Source organism: Pseudomonas sp. Pseusp16, assembly GCF_047324915.1.
Taxonomy (GTDB): Bacteria; Pseudomonadota; Gammaproteobacteria; order Pseudomonadales; family Pseudomonadaceae; genus Aquipseudomonas; species Aquipseudomonas fluorescens_CD.
Genome location: NZ_CP168522.1, coordinates 5,532,262 through 5,553,132, shown reverse-complemented (window position 1 = coordinate 5,553,132; position 20,871 = coordinate 5,532,262). Strand labels below are relative to the sequence as shown.

18 protein-coding genes and 1 riboswitch are annotated in these 20,871 nt (G+C 60.7%); of the genes, 10 read left to right on the top strand and 8 right to left on the bottom strand.

What is annotated here, in order from left to right:
* Positions 1-18: 18 nt before the first annotated feature.
* Positions 19-1,077 carry an erythrose-4-phosphate dehydrogenase gene (gene epd, locus ACEN8Q_RS25185; protein WP_008019900.1) on the bottom strand — a complete coding sequence of 353 codons (1,059 nt, stop codon included), beginning with the start codon at positions 1,075-1,077 and terminating at the stop codon, positions 19-21.
* Between the two features lie 186 nt (positions 1,078-1,263).
* Entirely contained in the window at positions 1,264-3,261 is a 1,998-nt protein-coding gene (gene tkt, locus ACEN8Q_RS25180) for a transketolase (RefSeq protein WP_413703895.1), read from the bottom strand.
* Between the two features lie 261 nt (positions 3,262-3,522).
* Between tkt and ACEN8Q_RS25175 the strand changes: the two genes are divergently transcribed.
* The 4 genes from ACEN8Q_RS25175 (at position 3,523) to ACEN8Q_RS25160 (ending at position 8,169) form a co-directional block, all read left to right on the top strand.
* Entirely contained in the window at positions 3,523-4,518 is a 996-nt protein-coding gene (locus ACEN8Q_RS25175; protein WP_413703894.1) for an ArsR/SmtB family transcription factor, read from the top strand.
* A gap of 18 nt (positions 4,519-4,536) precedes the next feature.
* The gene (metK, locus tag ACEN8Q_RS25170; RefSeq protein ID WP_057398198.1) at positions 4,537-5,727 is read left to right on the top strand and encodes a methionine adenosyltransferase; all 1,191 of its coding nucleotides are present in this window, start codon (positions 4,537-4,539) and stop codon (positions 5,725-5,727) included.
* A gap of 269 nt (positions 5,728-5,996) precedes the next feature.
* Complete coding sequence (ligB, locus tag ACEN8Q_RS25165; RefSeq protein WP_413426369.1) at positions 5,997-7,676, top strand: NAD-dependent DNA ligase LigB; 1,680 nt, start codon at positions 5,997-5,999, stop codon at positions 7,674-7,676.
* A gap of 97 nt (positions 7,677-7,773) precedes the next feature.
* Positions 7,774-8,169: a DUF1090 domain-containing protein gene (locus ACEN8Q_RS25160; protein WP_413426367.1), complete on the top strand. Its 396-nt coding sequence runs from the start codon at positions 7,774-7,776 to the stop codon at positions 8,167-8,169.
* Between the two features lie 142 nt (positions 8,170-8,311).
* Here the strand turns inward: ACEN8Q_RS25160 and ACEN8Q_RS25155 are convergent, their stop codons facing one another.
* Positions 8,312-8,761 (bottom strand): c-type cytochrome, encoded by a 450-nt coding sequence (locus ACEN8Q_RS25155; protein WP_057398195.1) that lies wholly within the window; start codon positions 8,759-8,761, stop codon positions 8,312-8,314.
* A gap of 128 nt (positions 8,762-8,889) precedes the next feature.
* Between ACEN8Q_RS25155 and ACEN8Q_RS25150 the strand changes: the two genes are divergently transcribed.
* The gene (locus ACEN8Q_RS25150) at positions 8,890-10,074 is read left to right on the top strand and encodes a murein transglycosylase A (protein WP_413426363.1); all 1,185 of its coding nucleotides are present in this window, start codon (positions 8,890-8,892) and stop codon (positions 10,072-10,074) included.
* A 116-nt stretch (positions 10,075-10,190) separates the two neighbouring features.
* On the opposite strand, the gene ACEN8Q_RS25145 is transcribed toward ACEN8Q_RS25150, so the two are convergent.
* Both ACEN8Q_RS25145 and ACEN8Q_RS25140 read right to left on the bottom strand, forming a co-directional pair.
* On the bottom strand, positions 10,191-10,574 hold the full coding sequence (locus ACEN8Q_RS25145; protein WP_413426361.1) for an MAPEG family protein: 384 nt from the start codon (positions 10,572-10,574) through the stop codon (positions 10,191-10,193).
* A 50-nt stretch (positions 10,575-10,624) separates the two neighbouring features.
* Entirely contained in the window at positions 10,625-11,458 is an 834-nt protein-coding gene (locus ACEN8Q_RS25140) for an EamA family transporter (protein WP_413703893.1), read from the bottom strand.
* Between the two features lie 318 nt (positions 11,459-11,776).
* On the opposite strand from ACEN8Q_RS25140, the gene ACEN8Q_RS25135 reads away from it, so the two are divergent.
* Complete coding sequence (locus tag ACEN8Q_RS25135) at positions 11,777-12,946, top strand: MFS transporter (RefSeq protein ID WP_413703892.1); 1,170 nt, start codon at positions 11,777-11,779, stop codon at positions 12,944-12,946.
* 149 nt (positions 12,947-13,095) lie between these two features.
* On the opposite strand, the gene ACEN8Q_RS25130 is transcribed toward ACEN8Q_RS25135, so the two are convergent.
* The gene (locus tag ACEN8Q_RS25130) at positions 13,096-13,497 is read right to left on the bottom strand and encodes an acyl-CoA thioesterase (RefSeq protein WP_413426355.1); all 402 of its coding nucleotides are present in this window, start codon (positions 13,495-13,497) and stop codon (positions 13,096-13,098) included.
* Between the two features lie 198 nt (positions 13,498-13,695).
* Positions 13,696-13,798, top strand: a riboswitch (S-adenosyl-L-homocysteine riboswitch).
* Positions 13,799-13,821: 23 nt separating this feature from the next.
* Here ACEN8Q_RS25130 and ahcY point away from each other — a divergent pair.
* The 4 genes from ahcY (at position 13,822) to ACEN8Q_RS25110 (ending at position 19,329) form a co-directional block, all read left to right on the top strand.
* Positions 13,822-15,231: an adenosylhomocysteinase gene (gene ahcY, locus ACEN8Q_RS25125; RefSeq protein WP_007975450.1), complete on the top strand. Its 1,410-nt coding sequence runs from the start codon at positions 13,822-13,824 to the stop codon at positions 15,229-15,231.
* Between the two features lie 157 nt (positions 15,232-15,388).
* Positions 15,389-16,234, top strand: coding sequence for a methylenetetrahydrofolate reductase [NAD(P)H] (metF, locus tag ACEN8Q_RS25120; protein ID WP_413426353.1), 846 nt, complete (start codon positions 15,389-15,391; stop codon positions 16,232-16,234).
* A 193-nt stretch (positions 16,235-16,427) separates the two neighbouring features.
* Complete coding sequence (locus ACEN8Q_RS25115; RefSeq protein ID WP_413426351.1) at positions 16,428-17,243, top strand: substrate-binding periplasmic protein; 816 nt, start codon at positions 16,428-16,430, stop codon at positions 17,241-17,243.
* Between the two features lie 223 nt (positions 17,244-17,466).
* On the top strand, positions 17,467-19,329 hold the full coding sequence (locus ACEN8Q_RS25110) for a DEAD/DEAH box helicase (RefSeq protein ID WP_413703891.1): 1,863 nt from the start codon (positions 17,467-17,469) through the stop codon (positions 19,327-19,329).
* 241 nt (positions 19,330-19,570) lie between these two features.
* On the opposite strand, the gene ACEN8Q_RS25105 is transcribed toward ACEN8Q_RS25110, so the two are convergent.
* Both ACEN8Q_RS25105 and ACEN8Q_RS25100 read right to left on the bottom strand, forming a co-directional pair.
* Positions 19,571-20,164: a YceI family protein gene (locus tag ACEN8Q_RS25105; RefSeq protein ID WP_413427636.1), complete on the bottom strand. Its 594-nt coding sequence runs from the start codon at positions 20,162-20,164 to the stop codon at positions 19,571-19,573.
* A 32-nt stretch (positions 20,165-20,196) separates the two neighbouring features.
* A complete protein-coding gene (locus ACEN8Q_RS25100) occupies positions 20,197-20,748 on the bottom strand; it encodes a cytochrome b (RefSeq protein ID WP_413427637.1) in 552 nt (183 codons plus the stop codon).
* Positions 20,749-20,871: the final 123 nt, after the last annotated feature.

Sequence of the window (20,871 nt, the reverse complement as noted above, 5' to 3'; positions counted from 1 at the left end):
CATTTCCTGGGTAGCTGTTTAGAGAGCAGTTTTTTTGGATGAAGCTATTTGCAGATAGTGTTCTGCAACGTCGAGCATTCGGTTGGCAAACCCCCATTCGTTGTCGAACCAGGCCAGGATGTTCACCAGCCGCGGGCCGGAAACTCGGGTCTGACTGGCATCGACGATCGCCGAATGTGGATCATGGTTGAAATCACAGCTTGCGTGAGGCAACTCGGTGTAGGCCAGCAGGCCTTTGAGCGGGCCGCTGGTGGCGGCTTCGCGCAGTATCCGGTTGACCTCGGTGGCGTCGGTCGCGGTGGCGGTCTGCATCGTGATATCGAGGCAGGACACGTTGACCGTCGGCACCCGTACGGCTTTGGCCTGAATTCGTCCGGCAAGTTCCGGCAACAGGCGTTCAATGCCACGCGCCAGACCGGTGGACACCGGAATCACCGACTGGAACGCCGAACGGGTGCGGCGCAGGTCTTCGTGGTGATAGGCATCGATGACCGGCTGATCGTTCATGGCCGAGTGGATGGTGGTGATCGACACGTAATCCAGGCCAATGGCCTGATTCAGCAGGCGCAGCAGCGGCACGCCGCAGTTGGTCGTGCAGGACGCGTTGGACACCAGCAACTCGTCGCCGGTCAGGCAATCCTGGTTCACGCCATAGACGATGGTCGCGTCGACGTCCGTCTCGCTGGCCATCGGCTGGGAAAACAACACACGCGGGGCGCCGGCGTCGAGGAAACGCTGGCCGTCTTCGCGAGTGTGATAAGCACCGGAGCACTCGAGCACCAGATCGATGCCCAGGGATGCCCAATCGATGCCTTCGGGGGTGGCACTGCGCAGGACCTTCACGCAGTCGCCATTAATATGCAGACAATCGCCGTCGACTTTCACTTCACCGGGGAACCGGCCATGGGTGGAGTCGAAGCGTGTCAGGTATTCGATACTGGCCATGTCGGCCAGATCGTTGATCGCGACAATCTCGAACCCGGCCTTGTCGCCTCGCTCGAACAACGCACGCAAGACGCAACGACCAATCCGGCCGTAGCCGTTGAGTGCAACTTTGTAGGGACGCGGTTGAGGCATGGGGTTCTCGATAGACGCAGGCAAACGAATTCTCGTTAACAACACCCTCCTGTAGGAGCGAGCTTGCTCGCGATGGACTTCAGGACAACGCGTTCATCCAGACAGCCAGCGTTATCGTTAACGACCATCGCGAGCAAGCTCGCTCCTACAGGGGACGGCGGCGGTCGTGAGACCACCGCACGGTGCTTAGTCTTCCAGCAGCTCTTCAGCCTGACCCAGGATGTTTTCCAGGGTGAAGCCGAACTCTTCGAACAAGGCCGACGCAGGCGCCGACTCGCCGTAGGTGGTCATGCCGATCACGCGACCTTCCAGGCCGACGTACTTGTACCAGTAGTCGGCATGGGAAGCTTCGATGGCGATACGGGCGCTGACCTGCAACGGCAGGACCGATTGCTTGTAGCCGGCGTCCTGGGCATCGAACACGCTGGTGCACGGCATGGAAACCACGCGCACCTTGCGGCCTTGCCCGGTCAGCTTGTCGTAAGCCTGAACCGCCAGACCCACTTCGGAACCCGTGGCAATCAGGATCAGTTCAGGCTCGCCTGCGCAGTCCTTCAACACGTAACCGCCACGCGCGATCTCTTCGATCTGAATCGCATTGCGGGTTTGGTGCTGCAGGTTCTGACGCGAGAAGATCAGGGCCGAAGGACCGTCCTTGCGCTCCAGTGCGTACTTCCAGCATACCGCCGATTCAACGGCATCGGCCGGACGCCAGGTATCGAGGTTCGGCGTGCAGCGCAGGCTGGCCAGTTGCTCGATTGGCTGGTGAGTCGGGCCGTCTTCGCCCAGACCGATGGAGTCGTGGGTGTAGACGTGGATCACGCGCTGCTTCATCAGGGCCGACATGCGCACCGCGTTGCGGGCGTATTCCATGAACATCAGGAAGGTCGCGCCGTAAGGCACCAGGCCGCCGTGCAGGGCAACGCCGTTCATGATCGCGGTCATGCCGAACTCGCGCACGCCGTAGTACATGTAGTTGCCGCTGGCGTCTTCGGCGGTGACGCCTTTGCAACCCTTCCACAGGGTCAGATTGGAACCGGCCAGGTCAGCCGAACCGCCGAGGAACTCTGGCAGCAGCGGGCCGAACGCGTTCAGGGCGTTCTGGCTGGCTTTACGGCTGGCGATGGTTTCGCCCTTGGCAGCGACTTCGGCGATATAGGCATCGGCCTTCTCGGCGAAGTCGGCCGGCAGCTCGCCGCTCAGACGACGAATCAGTTCGTTGGCTTCGGTCGGGAATGCTGCGGAGTAGGCCGCGAAACGCTGGTCCCACTCGGCTTCCACAGCGCGACCGGCTTCCTTGGCGTCCCACTCGGCGTAGATATCGGCCGGGATTTCGAACGGACCGTGGTTCCATTTCAGCGCCGCACGGGTCAGGGCGATTTCCGCGTCACCCAGCGGGGCGCCGTGGCAATCTTCCTTGCCTTGCTTGTTCGGTGAACCGAAGCCGATGGTGGTCTTGCAGCAGATCAGGGTTGGCTGCGCGCTCTTGCGTGCCGTATCGATCGCAGTCTTGATCTCTTCCGGATCGTGACCGTCGACATTGCGGATCACTTGCCAGTTGTAGGACTCAAAACGCTTCGGCGTATCGTCGGTGAACCAGCCTTCGACTTCGCCGTCGATGGAGATGCCGTTGTCATCGTAGAAGGCGATCAGCTTGCCCAGGCCCAGGGTGCCGGCCAGGGAAGCGACTTCGTGGGAAATGCCTTCCATCATGCAGCCATCACCCAGGAACACATAGGTGTGGTGGTCGACGATGTTGTGGCCAGGACGATTGAACTGCGCCGCCATGACTTTTTCAGCCAGGGCAAAACCCACGGCGTTGGCCAGGCCTTGGCCCAGTGGACCGGTGGTGGTTTCTACGCCCGGGGTGTAGCCGAGTTCCGGGTGGCCCGGGGTCCGGCTGTGCAGTTGGCGGAATTGTTTCAGGTCGTCGATCGACAGGTCGTAGCCGGTCAGGTGCAGCAGCGAGTAGATCAGCATCGAGCCGTGGCCGTTGGACAGCACGAAGCGGTCACGGTCGGCGAACGATGGATTGCTCGGGTTGTGCTTGAGGTAGTCGCGCCAAAGTACCTCGGCGATATCCGCCATACCCATTGGGGCACCGGGATGGCCGCTGTTGGCTTTTTGCACGGCATCCATGCTGAGGGCACGAATGGCGTTGGCACGCTCACGACGGCTAGGCATCGCTGTTCTCCTGGGGGCTTGAATAAAACGAAACGGAAAAAAGGCGAGCATTTTCCCTCACCGGGCCGCCTCGGGGCAATGACAGATAGTCATCTGGAGGCGTTTTTCCAATGGATAACGACGTATTAACGTGATGAAACCTTTCTGCTCTGACTTAGTTGACTGAACCTAACGTCAGGAAGTGCCATCCATCGAGCAATATCAAAACTTTTTGATATTGCTCTTGCGATGCCTTCGACCCGTGACTAGACTGCCGGCCTTATGAATTTACGCGTGCCCTCCATTCAACATGACGATTGCGATGAGCTGGCGGCCTTGTGCAAGGCTGGCGGCGATCCCCTGCGGTTGAATGTTTTGCGCGCATTGGCCAACGACTCGTTCGGCGTGCTGGAGCTGGCGCAGATCTTCGGCATCGGCCAGTCAGGCATGAGCCACCACCTCAAGGTACTGGCCCAGGCCGGCCTGGTGGCAACGCGCCGCGAAGGCAACGCGATTTTCTACCGTCGCGCCCTGCCCCACACCGAGCTGCTGGGCGGCAAATTGCACGCAGCCCTGCTCGAAGAAGTGGACAACCTGACGCTGCCGACCGACGTACAGTCGCGCATCGCCCAGGTCCATGGGCAACGCGCGGCCGCCAGCCAGGACTTTTTTTCACGGGTAGCGGAGAAATTTCGCGCCCAGCAAGACTTGATCGCCGGCTTGCCGCAATACCGCGAAAGCGTAGTGGCCCTGCTCGACAAGCTGAGCTTCGACAAAGACGCCACGGCCATTGAAGTCGGCCCCGGTGATGGCGCATTCCTGCCTGAACTGGCGCGCCGCTTCTCGCAAGTCACGGCGCTGGATAACAGCACCGCGATGCTCGAACTGGCGCGCCAGGTCTGCGAACGCGACAAACTGACTAACGTTAGCCTGCAACTGGCCGATGCATTGAACGGCGTCAGCCTCAAGGCCGATTGCGTGGTGCTGAACATGGTGCTGCACCATTTTGCCGCGCCGGCCGATGCGCTCAAGCACATGGCCCACTTGCTGCAACCTGGCGGTAGCCTGTTAGTGACAGAGTTATGTAGCCACAACCAGAGTTGGGCCAAGGAGGCCTGCGGTGATCTCTGGCTGGGGTTTGAACAGGACGATTTGGCCCGTTGGGCCACCGCTGCGGGACTCGCTCCCGGGGAAAGCCTCTATGTAGGCTTACGCAATGGTTTCCAGATCCAGGTCCGCCATTTTCAGCGACCGGCTGGCGACACTCACCATCGGTAAATTCAGGAAAACATCGAGATGAGCGAATACTCCCTCTTCACCTCCGAGTCCGTGTCTGAAGGGCATCCGGACAAAATCGCCGACCAGATTTCCGATGCAGTGCTGGACGCCATCATTGCCCAGGACAAACACGCTCGCGTAGCGGTGGAAACCCTGGTCAAGACCGGCGTGGCCATTGTTGCAGGTGAAGTGACCACCAGTGCCTGGGTCGACCTGGAGCAGATCGTTCGTGATGTGATTTGCGATATCGGCTACACCAGTTCCGACGTCGGCTTCGACGGCGCCACTTGCGGCGTGATGAACATCATCGGCAAGCAGTCCCCTGACATCAACCAGGGCGTCGACCGTGCCAAGCCTGAAGATCAGGGCGCCGGCGACCAGGGCCTGATGTTCGGCTACGCCAGCAACGAAACCGACGTGCTGATGCCAGCACCGATCACCTTTTCGCACCAGCTGGTACAGCGCCAGGCCGAAGCCCGTAAATCCGGCCTGCTGCCTTGGCTGCGTCCGGATGCCAAGTCTCAGGTCACCTGCCGTTACGAAGGCGGCAAGGTTGTCGGTATCGACGCGGTAGTCCTGTCGACCCAGCACAACCCTGAAGTCTCGTACAAAGACCTGCGCGAAGCCGTGATGGAGCTGATCGTCAAGCACGCGCTGCCTGCCGAACTGCTGAGCAAAGACACCCAGTTCCACATCAACCCGACCGGCCAGTTCATCATCGGCGGCCCGGTGGGTGACTGCGGCCTGACCGGTCGCAAGATCATCGTCGACAGCTACGGCGGCATGGCCCGTCACGGCGGTGGCGCGTTCTCCGGTAAAGATCCATCGAAGGTTGACCGTTCGGCCGCCTACGCCGGTCGTTACGTGGCCAAGAACATCGTTGCCGCCGGCCTGGCCGAGCGCTGCGAGATTCAGGTGTCCTACGCCATCGGCGTTGCCCAGCCGACTTCGATCTCGCTGAACACCTTCGGCACCGGCAAGATCAGCGATGACAAGATCATCAAGCTGGTCCGCGAAGTGTTCGACCTGCGTCCATACGCGATCACCACCATGCTCGACCTGCTGCACCCGATGTATCAGGAAACCGCTGCGTACGGCCACTTCGGTCGCACCCCGGCAACCAAGACCGTTGGCGAAGACACCTTCACCACGTTCACCTGGGAAAAAACCGACCGCGCCGACGCCCTGCGCGCTGCTGCCGGCCTGTAAGACTTCCCCGCAACACCCGAAGCCCCGCACGGTTCGCGCCCTGCGGGGCTTTTTATTGGCATTCGCTTTACACCGCGTCGCAGCCTTCGCGGGCAAGCCCGCTCCCACAGTAGACGGCGGCGTTCTGACCAACTCATAACCCTGTGGGAGCGGGCTTGCTCGCGAAGAGGCCGGCAAAGCCACCAGAAATACCCGGCAAAACACCCCTTCTCTGCGCCAACTGATACTGACCTAGCCTTCACGCACCTCACCGAGCAAGGACGCTCAAGATGCTTCCGGACCTGCGCCTGTTTTTCGCCACTCTACTGACCCTTGCCCACCTGACCGCCAGCGCCGCCGACTGCCCGGACTGGCCACCCGAACGCGCCCTGAACGAAGTCGGCACACTGCAACAGCAAATCGATCTCTGGGACGACAGCTACCACCGCCTGGGACGCTCACTGGTCGCCGATGAACTCTATGACCAGTCCCGCGCGCGACTCACCCAATGGCGCCACTGCTTCAACCTGAGCCCGCCCGCAGACCCCTTGCGCACTGCACGCGGCAAGTTGCCCCACCCCATCGTCCACACCGGCCTGGACAAACTGCACGATCGCCCCGCCGTCGAAAAATGGCTGAGTGACCGGGTGGACGTCTGGGCCCAGCCTAAAATCGATGGCGTGGCGGTGACCCTGGTTTACCGCAACGGCCTGTTGGCCCAGGCCATCAGCCGTGGCGACGGCAAAAGCGGTCAGGACTGGACGGTTCCGGCACGGCAGATTCCGGCCATCCCGCAACGCCTGTCGCAGACCCGGGACTTGCTCGTGCAAGGCGAACTGTATTGGCGCCTGACCGATCATGTGCAAGCCCAGGCCGGCAGCCTCAACGCTCGCGGCACGGTGGCGGGCCTGATGGCGCGCAAGGTCTTGAGCCCCGAACAGGCCGCCGAAATCGATCTGTTTGTCTGGGACTGGCCCCAAGGGCCGGCGAGCGTGCCCGCGCGTGCCGCCGCACTGAGTGTGTTGGGCTTCCCGAGTACCACGGCATACAGCCAGCCGATCACCTCCGTCATCGAGGCCGAGCGCTGGCGTGAACACTGGTATCGCTCCCCCCTGCCCTTTGCCAGCGACGGCATCGTCCTGCGCCAGAACCAGCGCCCCGCCGCCGAACGCTGGCAGGCGCGGTCGCCCTACTGGGCCATCGCCTGGAAATACCCCTTCGCCCAGGCACTGGCCGAAGTCCGCCATGTTCACTTCAGGATCGGCCGGACCGGGAGGATCACTCCGGTACTCGAGCTGACCCCGGTGACGCTCGACGACCGGCAGATCAAACGCGTCAGCGTCAGCTCGTTACAGCGCTGGCAGACACTGGACATACGTCCGGGTGATCAGGTCGCCATCAGCCTGGCCGGGCTGACCATTCCCAGGCTCGATAGCGTTGTATTGCGTAGCAGCGAGCGCGCCGAAATGAACGCACCGCTGGCGGCGGACTTTCATTCATTGAGTTGCTGGCAACCGACGCCAGGCTGTGAAAGCCAGTTTCTCGCGCGCCTGACCTGGCTCAGCAGCAAACAGGGGCTGGCGCTGCCTAATGTGGGTCCGGGGACTTGGGAAAAACTTCTTGCAACAGGTCGCCTGAACGGTCTGCTGGATTGGTTGACCCTCGATGTCCAAGAGCTTGCTACCATTGACGGTTTCGGCGAGCGCAGCGCGGCTCGCCTTGCAGACAGTTTCAACCAGGCCCGGCAACGCCCGTTCGCGCACTGGCTGAAAGCCCTCGGAATGCCGCCGACAGGTCAGGCACACCCTGGCGACTCATGGCAGGCCATGGCGCAGCGAGACATCGAACAATGGCGGGCCGAGGCTGGTATCGGACCAGGACGCGCGGCACAGCTGAACGCTTTTTTCCGCGATCCGCAGGTCCTGGCCTTGAGTAAAACGTTACGTGATGCAGGGATTGACGGCTTTTAGCTGCCAGCCCTGTGCCCAGCGGGAACCCAAGGGGGACCGTCGGGCTCCAACAAGCCATCGCCACACCGGCCCGCTTGCATTCTTACATGGAGCTTTTATGAAATTTCTTTCACCGCTCGCCCTGTTGACCCTTTGCAGCGTACTGGCCACCCCGTTGATGGCGGATGAAGAAGCGCCCGGGCTGACCGGTTGCGCCGCCAAGAAGCAAGGTATCGTCAACCAGATCGAATTGGCCAAGGTCCACGGCAACGCCGACCAGCAGGCAGGCCTGGAAAAAGCCCTGAGCGAAGTCGAAGCGAACTGCACCGACGCCTCGCTGAAGAAGGAACGGGAAAACAAGGTGCTCGACGCCAGGCATGAAGTCAGCAAGCGTCAGGCAGACCTCGACAAGGCCATGGGCAAAGGCGACCCCGACAAGATCAACAAGCGCAAAGACAAACTCGCCGATGCCCGCAAGGAATTGCAGGACGCCCTTGATGAGCTGGATAAGTAATCACTGGTAACGAACAGAGGTCTTCGGTATTGCCGAAGCAGCCTTCGCGAGCAAGCCCGCTCCCACAGGGGATGTGTGGTGTGGCACAAATCCCCTGTGGGAGCGGGCTTGCTCGCGAAGACGTCAGACCGGGCAACGCCAGTCAATGATCCCGAAACGCCTTATGACACGCACTGCAGGCATCTTCGACTTTCTGCACCGCCGGCCCCAGGTTGCTGGCCTTGTAGGGTTGAACCTGGCTGGCAATCACCAATTCACCGGTGGCGGATTCAAGGTCACGGGCCATTGCCTGGAAGCGCGCCTGCTGCTCCCAGACATCGCTCTTGGCGCTGGTGTGATCTTCCTCGCGGACCTGCGGAAAATGTTGCCACGGCTCACGGGACAGCACATCGAGTTTCACCGCGCCTTCGGCGAACTTCGGACCATCGAACGGAATGCGCCCACGCAGCATGCCACCCAGGTCTTCGCCAGTCTTGAGCATCTGCTTGAAAATGCTCTTGCGCTGGCCGAGCGGCGAGTTGGGGTCGACGCCGCCACAAGCGGACAACGTCAGGCAGGCCAGCAATACAACAGAAAGTCTTTTAAGAGTCATGGTGGCTTCAGGTCACGGGAAACGGCGGCCAGTATCCTCGCGTCATCGGCAAAGACCAATAGCCCTATTATCAACATGGGTTGTTTGAGCGCATGGAGCGCCCAGGCAACCGGCAAAGGAATCACTCCATGAACAGCCGTTTCAAGGCATGGCGTCACAGCCTGGCCTGGACCCTGCCGATGGTGGCCCTGCTCGCAGGCTGCACCGGTGGCGACAATAAACAACCGAAAACCCATGCCCTGGCCACCTACTCCAGTGCCACATGGGAAGCGCTGCCGGCGGTGTCCGACAACGACCTGGTCGCCGGCTTCGGCTCGTGGCGCAGTGCCTGCACCCGACTCAAGGCCGACCCGGTCTGGGGCGGCACCTGCGCAGCGGCTGCCACCGTGCCGCAAACCGCCAGCGACATTCGCGGCTTTCTCAAACAGAACCTCGATGTCTATGGCCTGCGCGCCGCCAATGACAACCCCAACGGCTTGATCACCGGGTACTACGAACCGGTCTATCCCGGCAGCCTGACCCAGACTGGCGCCGCCAATGTCCCGGTCTATGGCGTCCCTGAGGACATGATCGTCGTGGCCCTCGACAGCATTTACCCGGAACTCAAGGGTAAACGCCTGCGTGGTCGACTCGAAGGTCGCGTACTCAAGCCGTACGACGATGCGGCGACCATCGAAAGCAAAGGGGTCAAGGCGCCGGTCGTGGCCTGGCTGACCGATCCGATGAACCTGCAGTTCCTGCAAATCCAGGGTTCGGGTCGCATCCAGCTCGACAATGGTCGCCAGTTGCGCATCGCTTACGCCGATCAGAACGGCCATCCGTATCGACCGATCGGCCGCTGGCTGGTGGAACAGGGCGAGTTGAAAAAAGAAGACGTGACCATGGGTGCCATCAGTACCTGGGCCAAGGCCAATCCGACGCGGATTCCCGAACTGCTCGGCAGCAACCCCAGCTACGTGTTCTTCACCCGTAACCCGGACAGCAACGAAGGTCCGCGCGGCTCGCTGAACGTACCGTTGACGGCCGGTTACAGCGCGGCGGTGGATCGCAAGGTAATTCCACTGGGCAGCCTGTTGTGGCTGTCCACCACCAGGCCGGACGGCACCGCCCTGGTTCGCCCCGTGGCAGCACAGGACACCGGCGGCGCCATTGCCGGCGAGGTGCGGGCGGATCTGTTCTGGGGCACAGGCGATGCAGCCGGGCAACTGGCCGGGGACATGAAACAACAGGGGCAGATCTGGATGCTGTGGCCCAAGGGTGCTGCGCTGCCGCAAGTGCCGCAGGTGGCTGACGCGCAGAAGACCACCCCTTAAATGCTGCTTCGCCTGTTAGATAGCTTTCGCGAGCAAGCCCGCTCCCACAGGTTCTACACTACCCATGTGGGAGCGGGCTTGCTCGCGAAGAGGCCGGTAAAAACCCTGAAGATCTTTTAGACCGACACGACAAAGAAACTCACAATCAACGCCATCCCCACGAACCACACCAGCGACCGCAGCGTCGCCCAGTCCGCCAGGTAGCAAATGATGTAGAGCAGGCGGCTGGTGATAAACAGCACGGCCAGCACATTGATCGTCACCAGTTCGGCATTGCCAGCCAGATGCGCCACGATTACTGCAGCGGCGAACGCCGGGATCACTTCAAAACTGTTCAGTTGCGCAGCATTCGCCCGCTTGCCGACGCCGTCCAGATTGTCGAGAAAACCCCGAGGATCATGATTGTCTTTGAGACTGAACCCGCCACTGAGCTTGGCGATCCACGTGCACACATACGGCAGGAAAATCGCGATCAAAATGCACCACAGAGCCACCGTCATAACGCCGTCCTTTCTTCAGGTTACAGAGAGTCGAATTCCATCGGGGGCGATCAAAACTTCATCACCAGTATGCCGATCAGTACCAGCCCGCAAGCCAGGAGCCGCGGCCGGCCGAAGGGTTCCTTCAAGTAGCGCATGCCGAACAGCACCACCAGGATCACACTGATCTCGCGCAGCGCTGCGGCCTCGGCAATCGAACCCATCTGCATCGCCCACAGCACCAAAGCGTAGCTGAACAACACGCAGAACCCGACCGCCAGGCCCAGCCGCCATTGCTCGCGCCAGAACAACTTGAATGCCGGACGCTTGCACACCCAGGCCAGCAACGGAAACGGCCAGGCGCTCAGCAACGTGACCCAGACCAGGTAATCCAGCGGATGGGACCAGCGCCGCAACGCCTGACCGTCGATGTAGGTGTAACAACCGATGCACAGGCCGATCAACGCCACCACCGGCAGCATCGACCACGGCAAACGCGCACCGCCACCGCCCTGCCAGAGCAGGCACAGCATGCCGAACGGGATCAGCAAAATTCCGAAAATCTGCTGATGGGTCAGCACCTCTCCGGCAAAGATCAGCGTCAGCGCGAGCACCACCAACGGTGACAGACCGCGCATCAGCGGATAAACCAGCCCGAGGTCGCCGACCCGATAGGCCTGGATCAGCAAGTAGCGATAGAGCAGCTCGAATGCCGCCGATGCCAGGATCCACGGCCAGATCTCCAGCGGCGGCACGGCCAGGAGCGGCAACATCAGCGCGACAAAGAGCAGCGCCACGCTGTCCATGCAGGCCACCACCAACAGCCGCTCCGCACTGAACTTGATCAGGGTATTCCACGCCGCATGCAACAGCGCCGCCACCAACACCAACGCCGTCGCAAGCACGGCCTACTCCTTTTGTTGTCTCCACGATCCCTGTAGGAGCGAGCTCGCTCGCGAAAAACGCCAGGGCAACGCGTTCGAGCAGTAAACACGCGTCTTCGTTCACGTCCATCGCGAGCAAGCTCGCTCCTACAGGGGGCCAGGTAGAGAATTGATTCGCCATATTTCAGTGGCTGTTTATACTGCAAGCGACCACGCCGCACTCAGTTGCGCACAGACTAATTCCAATAAAAATTCTGCCCGGCCCGCTCTCGTCGAGAACGGCCGTCGGCCTGCGTATGCCTGATCACAGCGTCAAGACTACCGACAGAGACCTTGCGCATGCCACTCGCTTTACTTGCCCTCGCTGTTGCCGCCTTCGGCATCGGCACCACCGAATTCGTCATCATGGGCCTGCTGCCCGACGTTGCCCGCGACCTCAGCGTGAGCATTCCCGACGCCGGCCTGCTGATCACCGGCTATGCCCTGGGCGTGGTGTTCGGCGCACCGATCCTCGCCGTCGGCACCGCCAACATGCCGCGCAAGGCCACCCTGCTGGGCATGACGCTAATGTTCATCCTCGGCAACATGCTCTGCGCGCTGGCGCCGAATTACGCCACGCTGATGGCCGCGCGAGTGATCACGGCACTGTGCCACGGCGCATTTTTCGGAATTGGTTCCGTGGTGGCCGCCGGACTGGTGGCCACCAACAAACGGGCGCAGGCGATTGCCTTGATGTTCACCGGCCTGACCCTGGCCAACGTGCTCGGCGTGCCGCTGGGCACCGCACTCGGGCAATACGCAGGCTGGCGCTCGACCTTCTGGACGGTGTCGGTGATCGGTGTGCTGGCCGCGATTGCGCAATGGGTCTGGCTGCCGAAAAACATCGCGATGGATAAAGCCAACCTGGCCAGCGAGTTCAAGGTGCTGGGCAAGGCCAACGTACTGCTGGCCCTGGGCATGAGCGTGCTGGCCTCCACCAGCCTGTTCAGTGTGTTTACCTACATCGCGCCGATCCTGCAGGACATCACCGGCGTCAGCCCCCACGGCGTCACCATCATGCTGCTGTTGTTCGGCGTTGGTTTGACCGCCGGCAGCATGCTCGGTGGCCGTCTGGCAGACAGTCGCTTGCTGCCTTCGCTGGTGGGCATGGCGCTGGCGGTGCTGGTGGTGCTGGCGGCATTCACGCAAACCAGCCATTCGGTGATCCCGGCGGCCATCACACTGGTGTTGTGGGGAACGTTTGCCTTTGCTCTGTGCCCGATCCTGCAACTGCTGATCATCGATCAGGCCCATGAAGCACCGAACCTGGGCTCGACCTTGAACCAGAGCGCCTTCAACCTCGGCAACGCCGCCGGGGCATGGATTGGCGGACTGGTGGTGGCCAGCGGCGCGGATCTGGCGGACTTGCCATGGACCGGTGCGCTGGTCAGCGGGCTGACCGTGTCGACTGCACTGTTCTTCATCTATCGTCAGCGGCGCGCTGCGGCTGTGCTTGATGTGGCGGGTTGAACATCACCCGTGGCGGGTCATTTAGCTACGACCGTTGCCACGGGTATTACGCTCTGTAGGAGCGAGCACGCTCGCGATGGACTTGAGAGCACCACTGGGTGTCAGGTGCCCAGTGTTATCGTTAACGACCATCGCGAGCAGGCTCGCTCCTACACGCCGGCGTCATCCTTGAACTGGTCCTTGACGTACCTGATCTCGGTCCGGCCGTGAGGTGCCGGCAAGCCGTCTTCACCGAGGTTCACGAACACCATTTTTTCAACGGTGAGGATGCTTTTGCGGGTGATCTTGTTGCGCACTTCACACGTCAGGGTGATCGAGGTGCGGCCGAATTCGGTAGCCGTGATGCCCAGTTCGATGATGTCGCCCTGGCGAGAGGCGCTGACGAAGTTGATTTCGGAAATGTACTTGGTCACTACACGCTGGTTGCCCAACTGGACGATGGCGTAGATCGCCGCCTCTTCGTCGATCCAGCGCAGCAGGCTACCGCCGAACAAAGTGCCGTTAGGGTTGAGGTCTTCGGGTTTTACCCATTTGCGGGTGTGGAAATTCATATTCACTCCTGACCATCTTGCCGATTGATGCCCGGCATCATGGCAGAGCCCGGGCTAGAGCTCTATCAAGCTTCGACTATGGTCGCGATTACCGTTCGGACATTGACTGACAGAAACGCTTTGGAAGATCAGCATAGCCCGCTATAATCGCCCCCGTTTCAAAACGGTAACCTCTACTTGATACCGTTTTCCCGCCACCTGTCCGAGGGGCGCTGCAGCAGGCTAGACCTGTCAGGCTCGGATGGGGCGTTGCCAGGCCTTGACCGGCCCGACACTAAACGCACAACGGCGCCCATTCGCATACATTACGAATGGAGGCTCATCATGAGCGCTGTTATCACGCCTGCAGATTTTACCGACTACAAAGTTGCCGACATGTCCCTGGCTGCCTGGGGCCGTCGCGAAACCATCATCGCCGAGTCGGAAATGCCGGCCCTGATGGGTCTGCGTCGCAAGTACTCCGAAGAGCAACCGCTCAAGGGCGCGAAGATCCTCGGCTGCATCCACATGACCATTCAGACTGCCGTGCTGATCGAAACCCTGGTTGCCCTGGGTGCCGAAGTGCGCTGGTCGTCCTGCAACATTTTCTCGACTCAGGATCAGGCCGCCGCTTCCATCGCCGCTGCCGGCATCCCGGTTTTCGCCTGGAAAGGTGAAACCGAACAAGAGTACGAGTGGTGCCTGGAGCAAACCATCCTCAAGGATGGCCAGCCATGGGACGCCAACATGATCCTCGATGACGGCGGCGACCTGACCGAGCTGCTGCACAAGAAGTACCCACAGGTGCTGGATCGCGTCCACGGCGTGACCGAAGAAACCACCACCGGCGTTCACCGCCTGCTGGACATGCTGGCCAAAGGCGAGCTGAAAATCCCGGCCATCAACGTCAACGACTCGGTGACCAAGAGCAAGAACGACAACAAGTACGGCTGCCGTCATAGCCTGAACGATGCGATCAAGCGTGGCACCGACCACCTGCTGTCCGGCAAGCAAGCGCTGGTGATCGGCTACGGCGACGTGGGCAAGGGTTCCGCTCAGTCCCTGCGTCAGGAAGGCATGATCGTCAAAGTTTCCGAAGTCGACCCGATCTGCGCCATGCAAGCCTGCATGGACGGTTTCGAAGTGGTTTCGCCGTTCATCGACGGGATCAACAACGGCACCGAAGCAAGCATCGACAAGGCACTGCTGGGCAAGATCGACCTGATCGTGACCACCACCGGCAACGTCAATGTTTGCGATTCGAACATGCTCAAGGCCCTGAAAAAGCGCGCCGTTGTCTGCAACATCGGTCACTTCGACAACGAAATCGACACCGCTTTCATGCGCAAGAACTGGGCATGGGAAGAAGTGAAGCCACAGGTGCACAAGATCCACCGTACCGGCGCTGGTGATTTCGACCCACAGAACGACGACTACCTGATCCTGCTGGCCGAAGGCCGCCTGGTTAACCTGGGCAACGCCACTGGCCACCCAAGCCGCATCATGGACGGTTCGTTCGCCAACCAGGTTCTGGCTCAGATCTTCCTGTTCGGCCAGAAGTACGCCGACCTGTCGCCAGCCCAGAAAGCCGAGCGCCTGACCGTTGAAGTACTGCCGAAGAAACTCGACGAAGAAGTGGCCCTGGAAATGGTCCGTGGCTTCGGCGGCGTAGTGACTCAACTGACCAAGACCCAGGCCGACTACATCGGCGTGACCGTCGAAGGTCCGTTCAAGCCGCACGCCTACCGCTACTGATCGGCCGGCTCCTCCTGTGTAGGAGCGAGCTTGCTCGCGATGGACGTTAACGAAAACGCGTGCTGTCTGGATAAATGCGTTGTTCTTGCGTTTTTCGCGAGCTAGCTCGCTCCTACAGGGGTCAGCGTCCGCTTTACGTGTTTCCAAGGATATGACCATGTCCCAAGAACGTCGCTACAGCTTCGAGTTCTTCCCTACGAAGACCGATGCCGGGCAAGAAAAACTGCTCGCCACTGCTCGCCAGCTGGCTGCCTACAACCCCGATTTCTTTTCCTGCACCTACGGCGCCGGCGGTTCGACCCGTGATCGCACGCTGAACACCGTGTTGCAGCTCGAAAGCGAAGTCAAAATCCCTGCCGCTCCGCACCTGTCCTGCGTGGGCGACAGCAAAGACGACCTGCGCGGTCTGCTGGCCCAGTACAAGGCCGCCGGCATCAAGCGCATCGTTGCCCTGCGCGGTGACCTGCCTTCCGGCATGGGCATGGCCAGTGGCGAAATGCGCCATGCCAATGACCTGGTTGAATTCATTCGTGAAGAAACCGGTGATCATTTCCACATTGAAGTTGCTGCTTACCCGGAAATGCATCCGCAAGCGCGCAATTTCGAAGAGGATGTCGCCAACTTCGTGCGCAAGGCCAACGCTGGCGCCGACAGTGCGATCACCCAGTACTTCTTCAACGCCGACTGCTACTTCTACTTCGTGGAACGCGTGCGGGCGCTGGGTGTGAACATTCCGATCGTGCCGGGCATCATGCCGATCACAAACTACAGCAAGCTGGCGCGGTTCTCCGATGCCTGCGGTGCGGAAATCCCGCGCTGGATCCGCAAGCAACTGGAAGCCTACGGCGACGACACCCAGAGCATTCAGCGCTTTGGCGAACAGGTCATCACCGAGATGTGCGAACAACTGCTGCAAGGCGGCGCTCCAGGGCTGCACTTCTACACGCTGAACCAGGCTGAAGCGAGCCTGGCGGTGTGGAATAACCTGAAGTTGCCGCGTTGAAGCAACGGCCAGTTCAAAGCTGAAAGCTACAAGCAAGATCAATGGATCGCATTCTTCGGCAGCTCCTCCAGGAGCTTTCGCAGGCTGCGATCTTTTGCTTTCAACGCACCATTAATGTGCGGCAATCCACGGAGTTAGAGCATCTGCAGTCAGTTTCTGGCTCTTTCCGGTTTCTCGTCGTAATCTCAAGCACATGCCTTTGATCACGCAATTGACCGCCGTGCTTGTCTTCACTTGCCTGAGCTTCGCCGCCTGGGGCGAGAAGCTGCGCATTGTCACCGAGCCGTGGGCGCCTTATGTGTATGAAGACAACGGCAAATCACTGGGCCTGGACTACGAAACCACCGCCATTGTCTTCAAGCGCCTGGGCATCGAAGTGGAATGGCAGTTCCTGCCATGGAAACGCTGCCTGTCGATGCTTGAATCAGGCCAGGCCGACGGCGCGCTGGACATCTTTCACAGCGATGAGCGTGATGCCACCCTGCTCTACCCCAGCGAACCACTGTCTGAAGTCCAGTTCGTGATGTTCTACGCCAATGCCCGGCCCCATCCGTTTCGCACCCTTGATGACCTGCGCGGCCTGACCATCGGCACATCGCCAGGCTACCTGTACAGCAAGGACTTCAGCGATTCGACGCTGTTCACCCGCGAGCCGGCCCCCACCCATGAAGCCAACTTCGGCAAACTGGTGCGCGGGCGGATCGACCTGTTGATTACCGACCGCCGGGTCGGCCAGCATTTGCTCGATGAACTGGGCATCCGCGACAAGATCACCGAAAATCCCACGATCATCAGCCAGCAAAGCCAGTTTCTCGCAGTGCGGCGCAATGCGGGCATGGACCTGCTCGTGCAGCGTTTCGGTGCCGAACTCAAACGCTTCAAGCGCGAACCCGCCTACGCTGAACTGAGCGCCCGCTATGGTGCGGAACCGGCCGTCAGCGTGAAGACTGAAAAGGCCACGGCCGCCACGGAAAAAACCGTTGAGCAGCAGGAAAGCAGCGCACAGTGATTGCTCTGTTATACTCCGGCCTTCCCGCCAGGCTCACGCCCGGACGCTCGGAATCGTTCAAGGCATCTCAACCCCGCTACTGCGCAGCTTCACAGCCCGCGCGAGCGCTTGCAGGCGAGCCTTCGAGACCCAGCAGGACCGGACGGGATAGCGTCTTCTTAAACGCCATTCGCGCCAGGCAAGACTCCCATTGGGCCAAGCCCTAACTAAAACAGGATTTCTCATGTCCTTTGCTTCCCTCGGTCTCTCCGAGGCTTTAGTCCGCGCCATCGAGGCGGCGGGCTATACCGAGCCTACTCCGGTGCAACAGCGGGCCATTCCCGCCGTGTTGCAAGGTCGCGACCTGATGGTTGCGGCACAGACAGGTACTGGTAAAACCGGCGGTTTCGCCCTTCCGATCCTGGAGCGGTTGTTCCCCAACGGTCACCCGGACAAATCCCAGCGTCACGGCCCGCGCCAGCCGCGCGTACTGGTCCTGACCCCGACTCGCGAACTCGCCGCGCAAGTGCATGAAAGCTTCAAGGTCTATGCCCGTGACCTGAAGTTCGTCAGCGCCTGCATCTTCGGCGGCGTCGGCATGAACCCGCAGGTTCAGGCCATGTCCCGCGGCGTTGACGTGCTGGTGGCCTGCCCTGGCCGCCTGCTCGACCTGGCCGGCCAAGGCAGCGTCGATCTGTCCCACGTGGAAATCCTCGTGCTGGACGAAGCCGACCGCATGCTCGACATGGGCTTCGTCCATGACGTGAAGAAAGTGCTGGCGCGTCTGCCGGCCAAACGCCAGAACCTGTTGTTCTCGGCGACCTTCTCCAAGGACATCACCGACCTCGCCGGCAAGCTGCTGCACAACCCGGAACGCATCGAAGTCACTCCGCCGAACACCACGGTCGAGCGCATCGAACAGCGTGTGTTCCGCCTGGCCGCCAGCCACAAGCGTGCCTTGCTGGCCCACTTGATCACCGCTGGCGCCTGGGAACAGGTGCTGGTGTTCACCCGCACCAAGCACGGCGCCAACCGCCTGGCCGAGTACCTGGACAAACACGGCCTGAGCGCCGTCGCGATCCACGGCAACAAGAGCCAGAACGCCCGCACCAAAGCCCTGGCCGACTTCAAGGCCGGCACCGTGCGCATCCTGGTGGCCACCGACATCGCCGCCCGCGGCCTGGACATCGACCAGTTGCCACACGTGGTCAACTTCGAACTGCCGAATGTCGATGAAGACTACGTGCACCGTATCGGTCGTACCGGCCGTGCCGGTCGTTCGGGCGAAGCGATTTCGCTGGTAGCCCCGGACGAAGAAAAACTGCTGAAAAGCATCGAACGCATGACCAAACAGAAAATCGCCGATGGCGACCTGATGGGCTTCGATGCCAGCGCCGTGGAAGCCGAGAAACCTGAAGTGCGCGAGCGTCCGGACATGCGTAACCCACGCAATCCGCGTGGCCCGCGCGGCGACGGTCCGAACGGCAGCGGTGGCGGTCGCAAGGACAAAGGCAAGGACAAGGGCAAGGAAAAACCGGCAGGTGAACGTGGTGAGCGTCCGGCCCGTCAGCAAAAGCCTCGCGAAGGTACTCCGGCCCGCGAACAGCGTCCGAGCCAACCGCCACGCGCCGCCGCTGATCGTGCCCCGGACGAGTTCCTGGACGACGATATCGATAACTTCGGTAACCGCGTCGACTACGTGCCGCAGCAGAAACCCGCGCAAGGCCGTGGCCGCCGCCCGGGTGCTCCGGCACAAGGCACCGCAGCAGGTTCGGGTGCTCCACGTTCCGGCAAGCCACAGGGTCGCCAGAGCGGTCCGCGCAACAGCGATGGCGCCAGCACCGGCACCCCACCGGCCAAGCGCAACGGTCCACGCAGTGGCGCACCGCGCGACGGCCAGGCCCGTCGCGAAGACTCGCGCAATCGCCGCCCGGCCCGTGACGACCAGTCGCGCTCCGAACCGGCCGTGCAGAACCCGCGCGGCCCTGCGCCGAAGATCATGCACAAGGAATCGAAAGCCGACCGCTTCCCGACACCTGAGCAACTGGATCAACTGCCAAGCCGTCCTCGTGGTGAGAAACCAGCGCTGCTGACCCGCAATCGCTGAGTTATCGCTGCAATAAAAATGCCCCGGTTCGAAAGAGCCGGGGCATTTTTTATGCGTCGCAAATGACCTGTAGGAGCGAGCTCGCTCGCGATGGTGGTCAACGATAACGCTGGAAACCTGACACCCCGCGGTGTTCTCGGGTTTCTCGCGAGCAAGCTCGCTCCTACGGGAGGCTATGCATAGGCAATAAAAAACGCCCGCGCTCGTATGAGCAGCGGGCGTTTTTTGTCAGGCGCGAAAATTACTTCGCTTTGACACCTTCGAACGAGACGTACATTTCAACCGCATCGGACGCTGGACCCAGGTCCATCATCTTGCCGAAATCGGAACGCTTGATGTTGAAAGTGCCCTCGAAGCCTGCACGGTAGCCGCCCCATGGATCCTTGCCTTCACCCAGGAAAGTGGCCTTGACCACGACTGGCTTGGTTACGCCAGCGATAGTCAGGTCGCCTGCCACGTCGGCAGTGTCTTTGCCAGCGGCGTTCTTGCCGGTGGATTTGACGCTGGTGGACACGAACGTGGCTTTAGGGAAATCAGCCACTTTCAGGAAGTCTTTGCTGGAGATGTGCTTGTCACGCTCAGCGTTGTTGGTGAAAACGCTGGCAGGATTTACGTTGAACTCGATCTTGCTGTCTTCAGGCTTGGCAGCGTCGAAGCTGAACTTGCCGTCCATAGTCTTAAAGGTACCGGTGATGTAGCTGTAGCCCAGGTGGCTGATCTTGAAGTTGACGAAGGCGTGCTGGCCGGTTGTGTCTACAACGTAGTCAGCCGCCATCACGTTGGCGGACAGCAGAGCGGAACCGATTGCCAGAGCGGCGAGAGTCTTTTTCAACATGCTTTATTTTCCTTGGGAGTCGAGGTTGAACTTCAGGCTTTGCGACCCAGCATTCGCTTGAGGGTCGCATCATGGTCGATAAAGTGGTGCTTCAATGCTGCCAACGCGTGGAGGCCGGAAAAAATTACCAGCACCCACGCCAGATAGAGGTGAATCGCACCGGCGTTATCTGCCTGGTCCGGCAGTCCGGAAATCAGGGCAGGCACTTCAAACCAGTCAAACACCGGAATCCCGGCACCTTCTGCGGTGGAAATCAGGTAACCGGCAATCATCACAGCGAACAGACAGATATACAGAAACAAATGGCCGAGCATGGCGCCCAGACGCGTCATGCGGCTGTAGCTGGTCAGGGCCGGTGGTGGTGGGCTGATGAAACGCCACAACACGCGCAGCACCATGACGCCCAGCAAGATCAAGCCGATGCTCTTGTGCAGATCCGGTCCGTCCTTGCGCCATGGGTCGTAATAACCCAGGCCAACCATCCACAGCCCGAGGGCGAACAAACCGAATACGGCCAGTGCCACGCCCCAGTGCATGAAGATGCTGACCCAGCCGTAGCGGGAGGTAGAGTTACGTAGCTGCATTGCCTAGATCCCTGTAAGTGCTGGCCCAAGACTATCGAGTTATCTATCGAATTAAAGCCGAAAATTTCGCTTTGAAATATCGAAAAATGCGATTAAGAGTCTAAAGCCAACGAGTTAAGGAAA

Bases quoted from the DNA above. Each gene is read 5' to 3' on its own strand.
- epd (WP_008019900.1), bottom strand. From the start codon at position 1,077: ATGCCTCAACCGCGTCCCTACAAAGTTGCACTCAACGGCTACGGCCGG.
- tkt (WP_413703895.1), bottom strand. From the start codon at position 3,261: ATGCCTAGCCGTCGTGAGCGTGCCAACGCCATTCGTGCCCTCAGCATG.
- ACEN8Q_RS25175 (WP_413703894.1), top strand. From the start codon at position 3,523: ATGAATTTACGCGTGCCCTCCATTCAACATGACGATTGCGATGAGCTG.
- metK (WP_057398198.1), top strand. From the start codon at position 4,537: ATGAGCGAATACTCCCTCTTCACCTCCGAGTCCGTGTCTGAAGGGCAT.
- ligB (WP_413426369.1), top strand. From the start codon at position 5,997: ATGCTTCCGGACCTGCGCCTGTTTTTCGCCACTCTACTGACCCTTGCC.
- ACEN8Q_RS25160 (WP_413426367.1), top strand. From the start codon at position 7,774: ATGAAATTTCTTTCACCGCTCGCCCTGTTGACCCTTTGCAGCGTACTG.
- ACEN8Q_RS25155 (WP_057398195.1), bottom strand. From the start codon at position 8,761: ATGACTCTTAAAAGACTTTCTGTTGTATTGCTGGCCTGCCTGACGTTG.
- ACEN8Q_RS25150 (WP_413426363.1), top strand. From the start codon at position 8,890: ATGAACAGCCGTTTCAAGGCATGGCGTCACAGCCTGGCCTGGACCCTG.
- ACEN8Q_RS25145 (WP_413426361.1), bottom strand. From the start codon at position 10,574: ATGACGGTGGCTCTGTGGTGCATTTTGATCGCGATTTTCCTGCCGTAT.
- ACEN8Q_RS25135 (WP_413703892.1), top strand. From the start codon at position 11,777: ATGCCACTCGCTTTACTTGCCCTCGCTGTTGCCGCCTTCGGCATCGGC.
- ACEN8Q_RS25130 (WP_413426355.1), bottom strand. From the start codon at position 13,497: ATGAATTTCCACACCCGCAAATGGGTAAAACCCGAAGACCTCAACCCT.
- ahcY (WP_007975450.1), top strand. From the start codon at position 13,822: ATGAGCGCTGTTATCACGCCTGCAGATTTTACCGACTACAAAGTTGCC.
- metF (WP_413426353.1), top strand. From the start codon at position 15,389: ATGTCCCAAGAACGTCGCTACAGCTTCGAGTTCTTCCCTACGAAGACC.
- ACEN8Q_RS25115 (WP_413426351.1), top strand. From the start codon at position 16,428: ATGCCTTTGATCACGCAATTGACCGCCGTGCTTGTCTTCACTTGCCTG.
- ACEN8Q_RS25110 (WP_413703891.1), top strand. From the start codon at position 17,467: ATGTCCTTTGCTTCCCTCGGTCTCTCCGAGGCTTTAGTCCGCGCCATC.
- ACEN8Q_RS25105 (WP_413427636.1), bottom strand. From the start codon at position 20,164: ATGTTGAAAAAGACTCTCGCCGCTCTGGCAATCGGTTCCGCTCTGCTG.
- ACEN8Q_RS25100 (WP_413427637.1), bottom strand. From the start codon at position 20,748: ATGCAGCTACGTAACTCTACCTCCCGCTACGGCTGGGTCAGCATCTTC.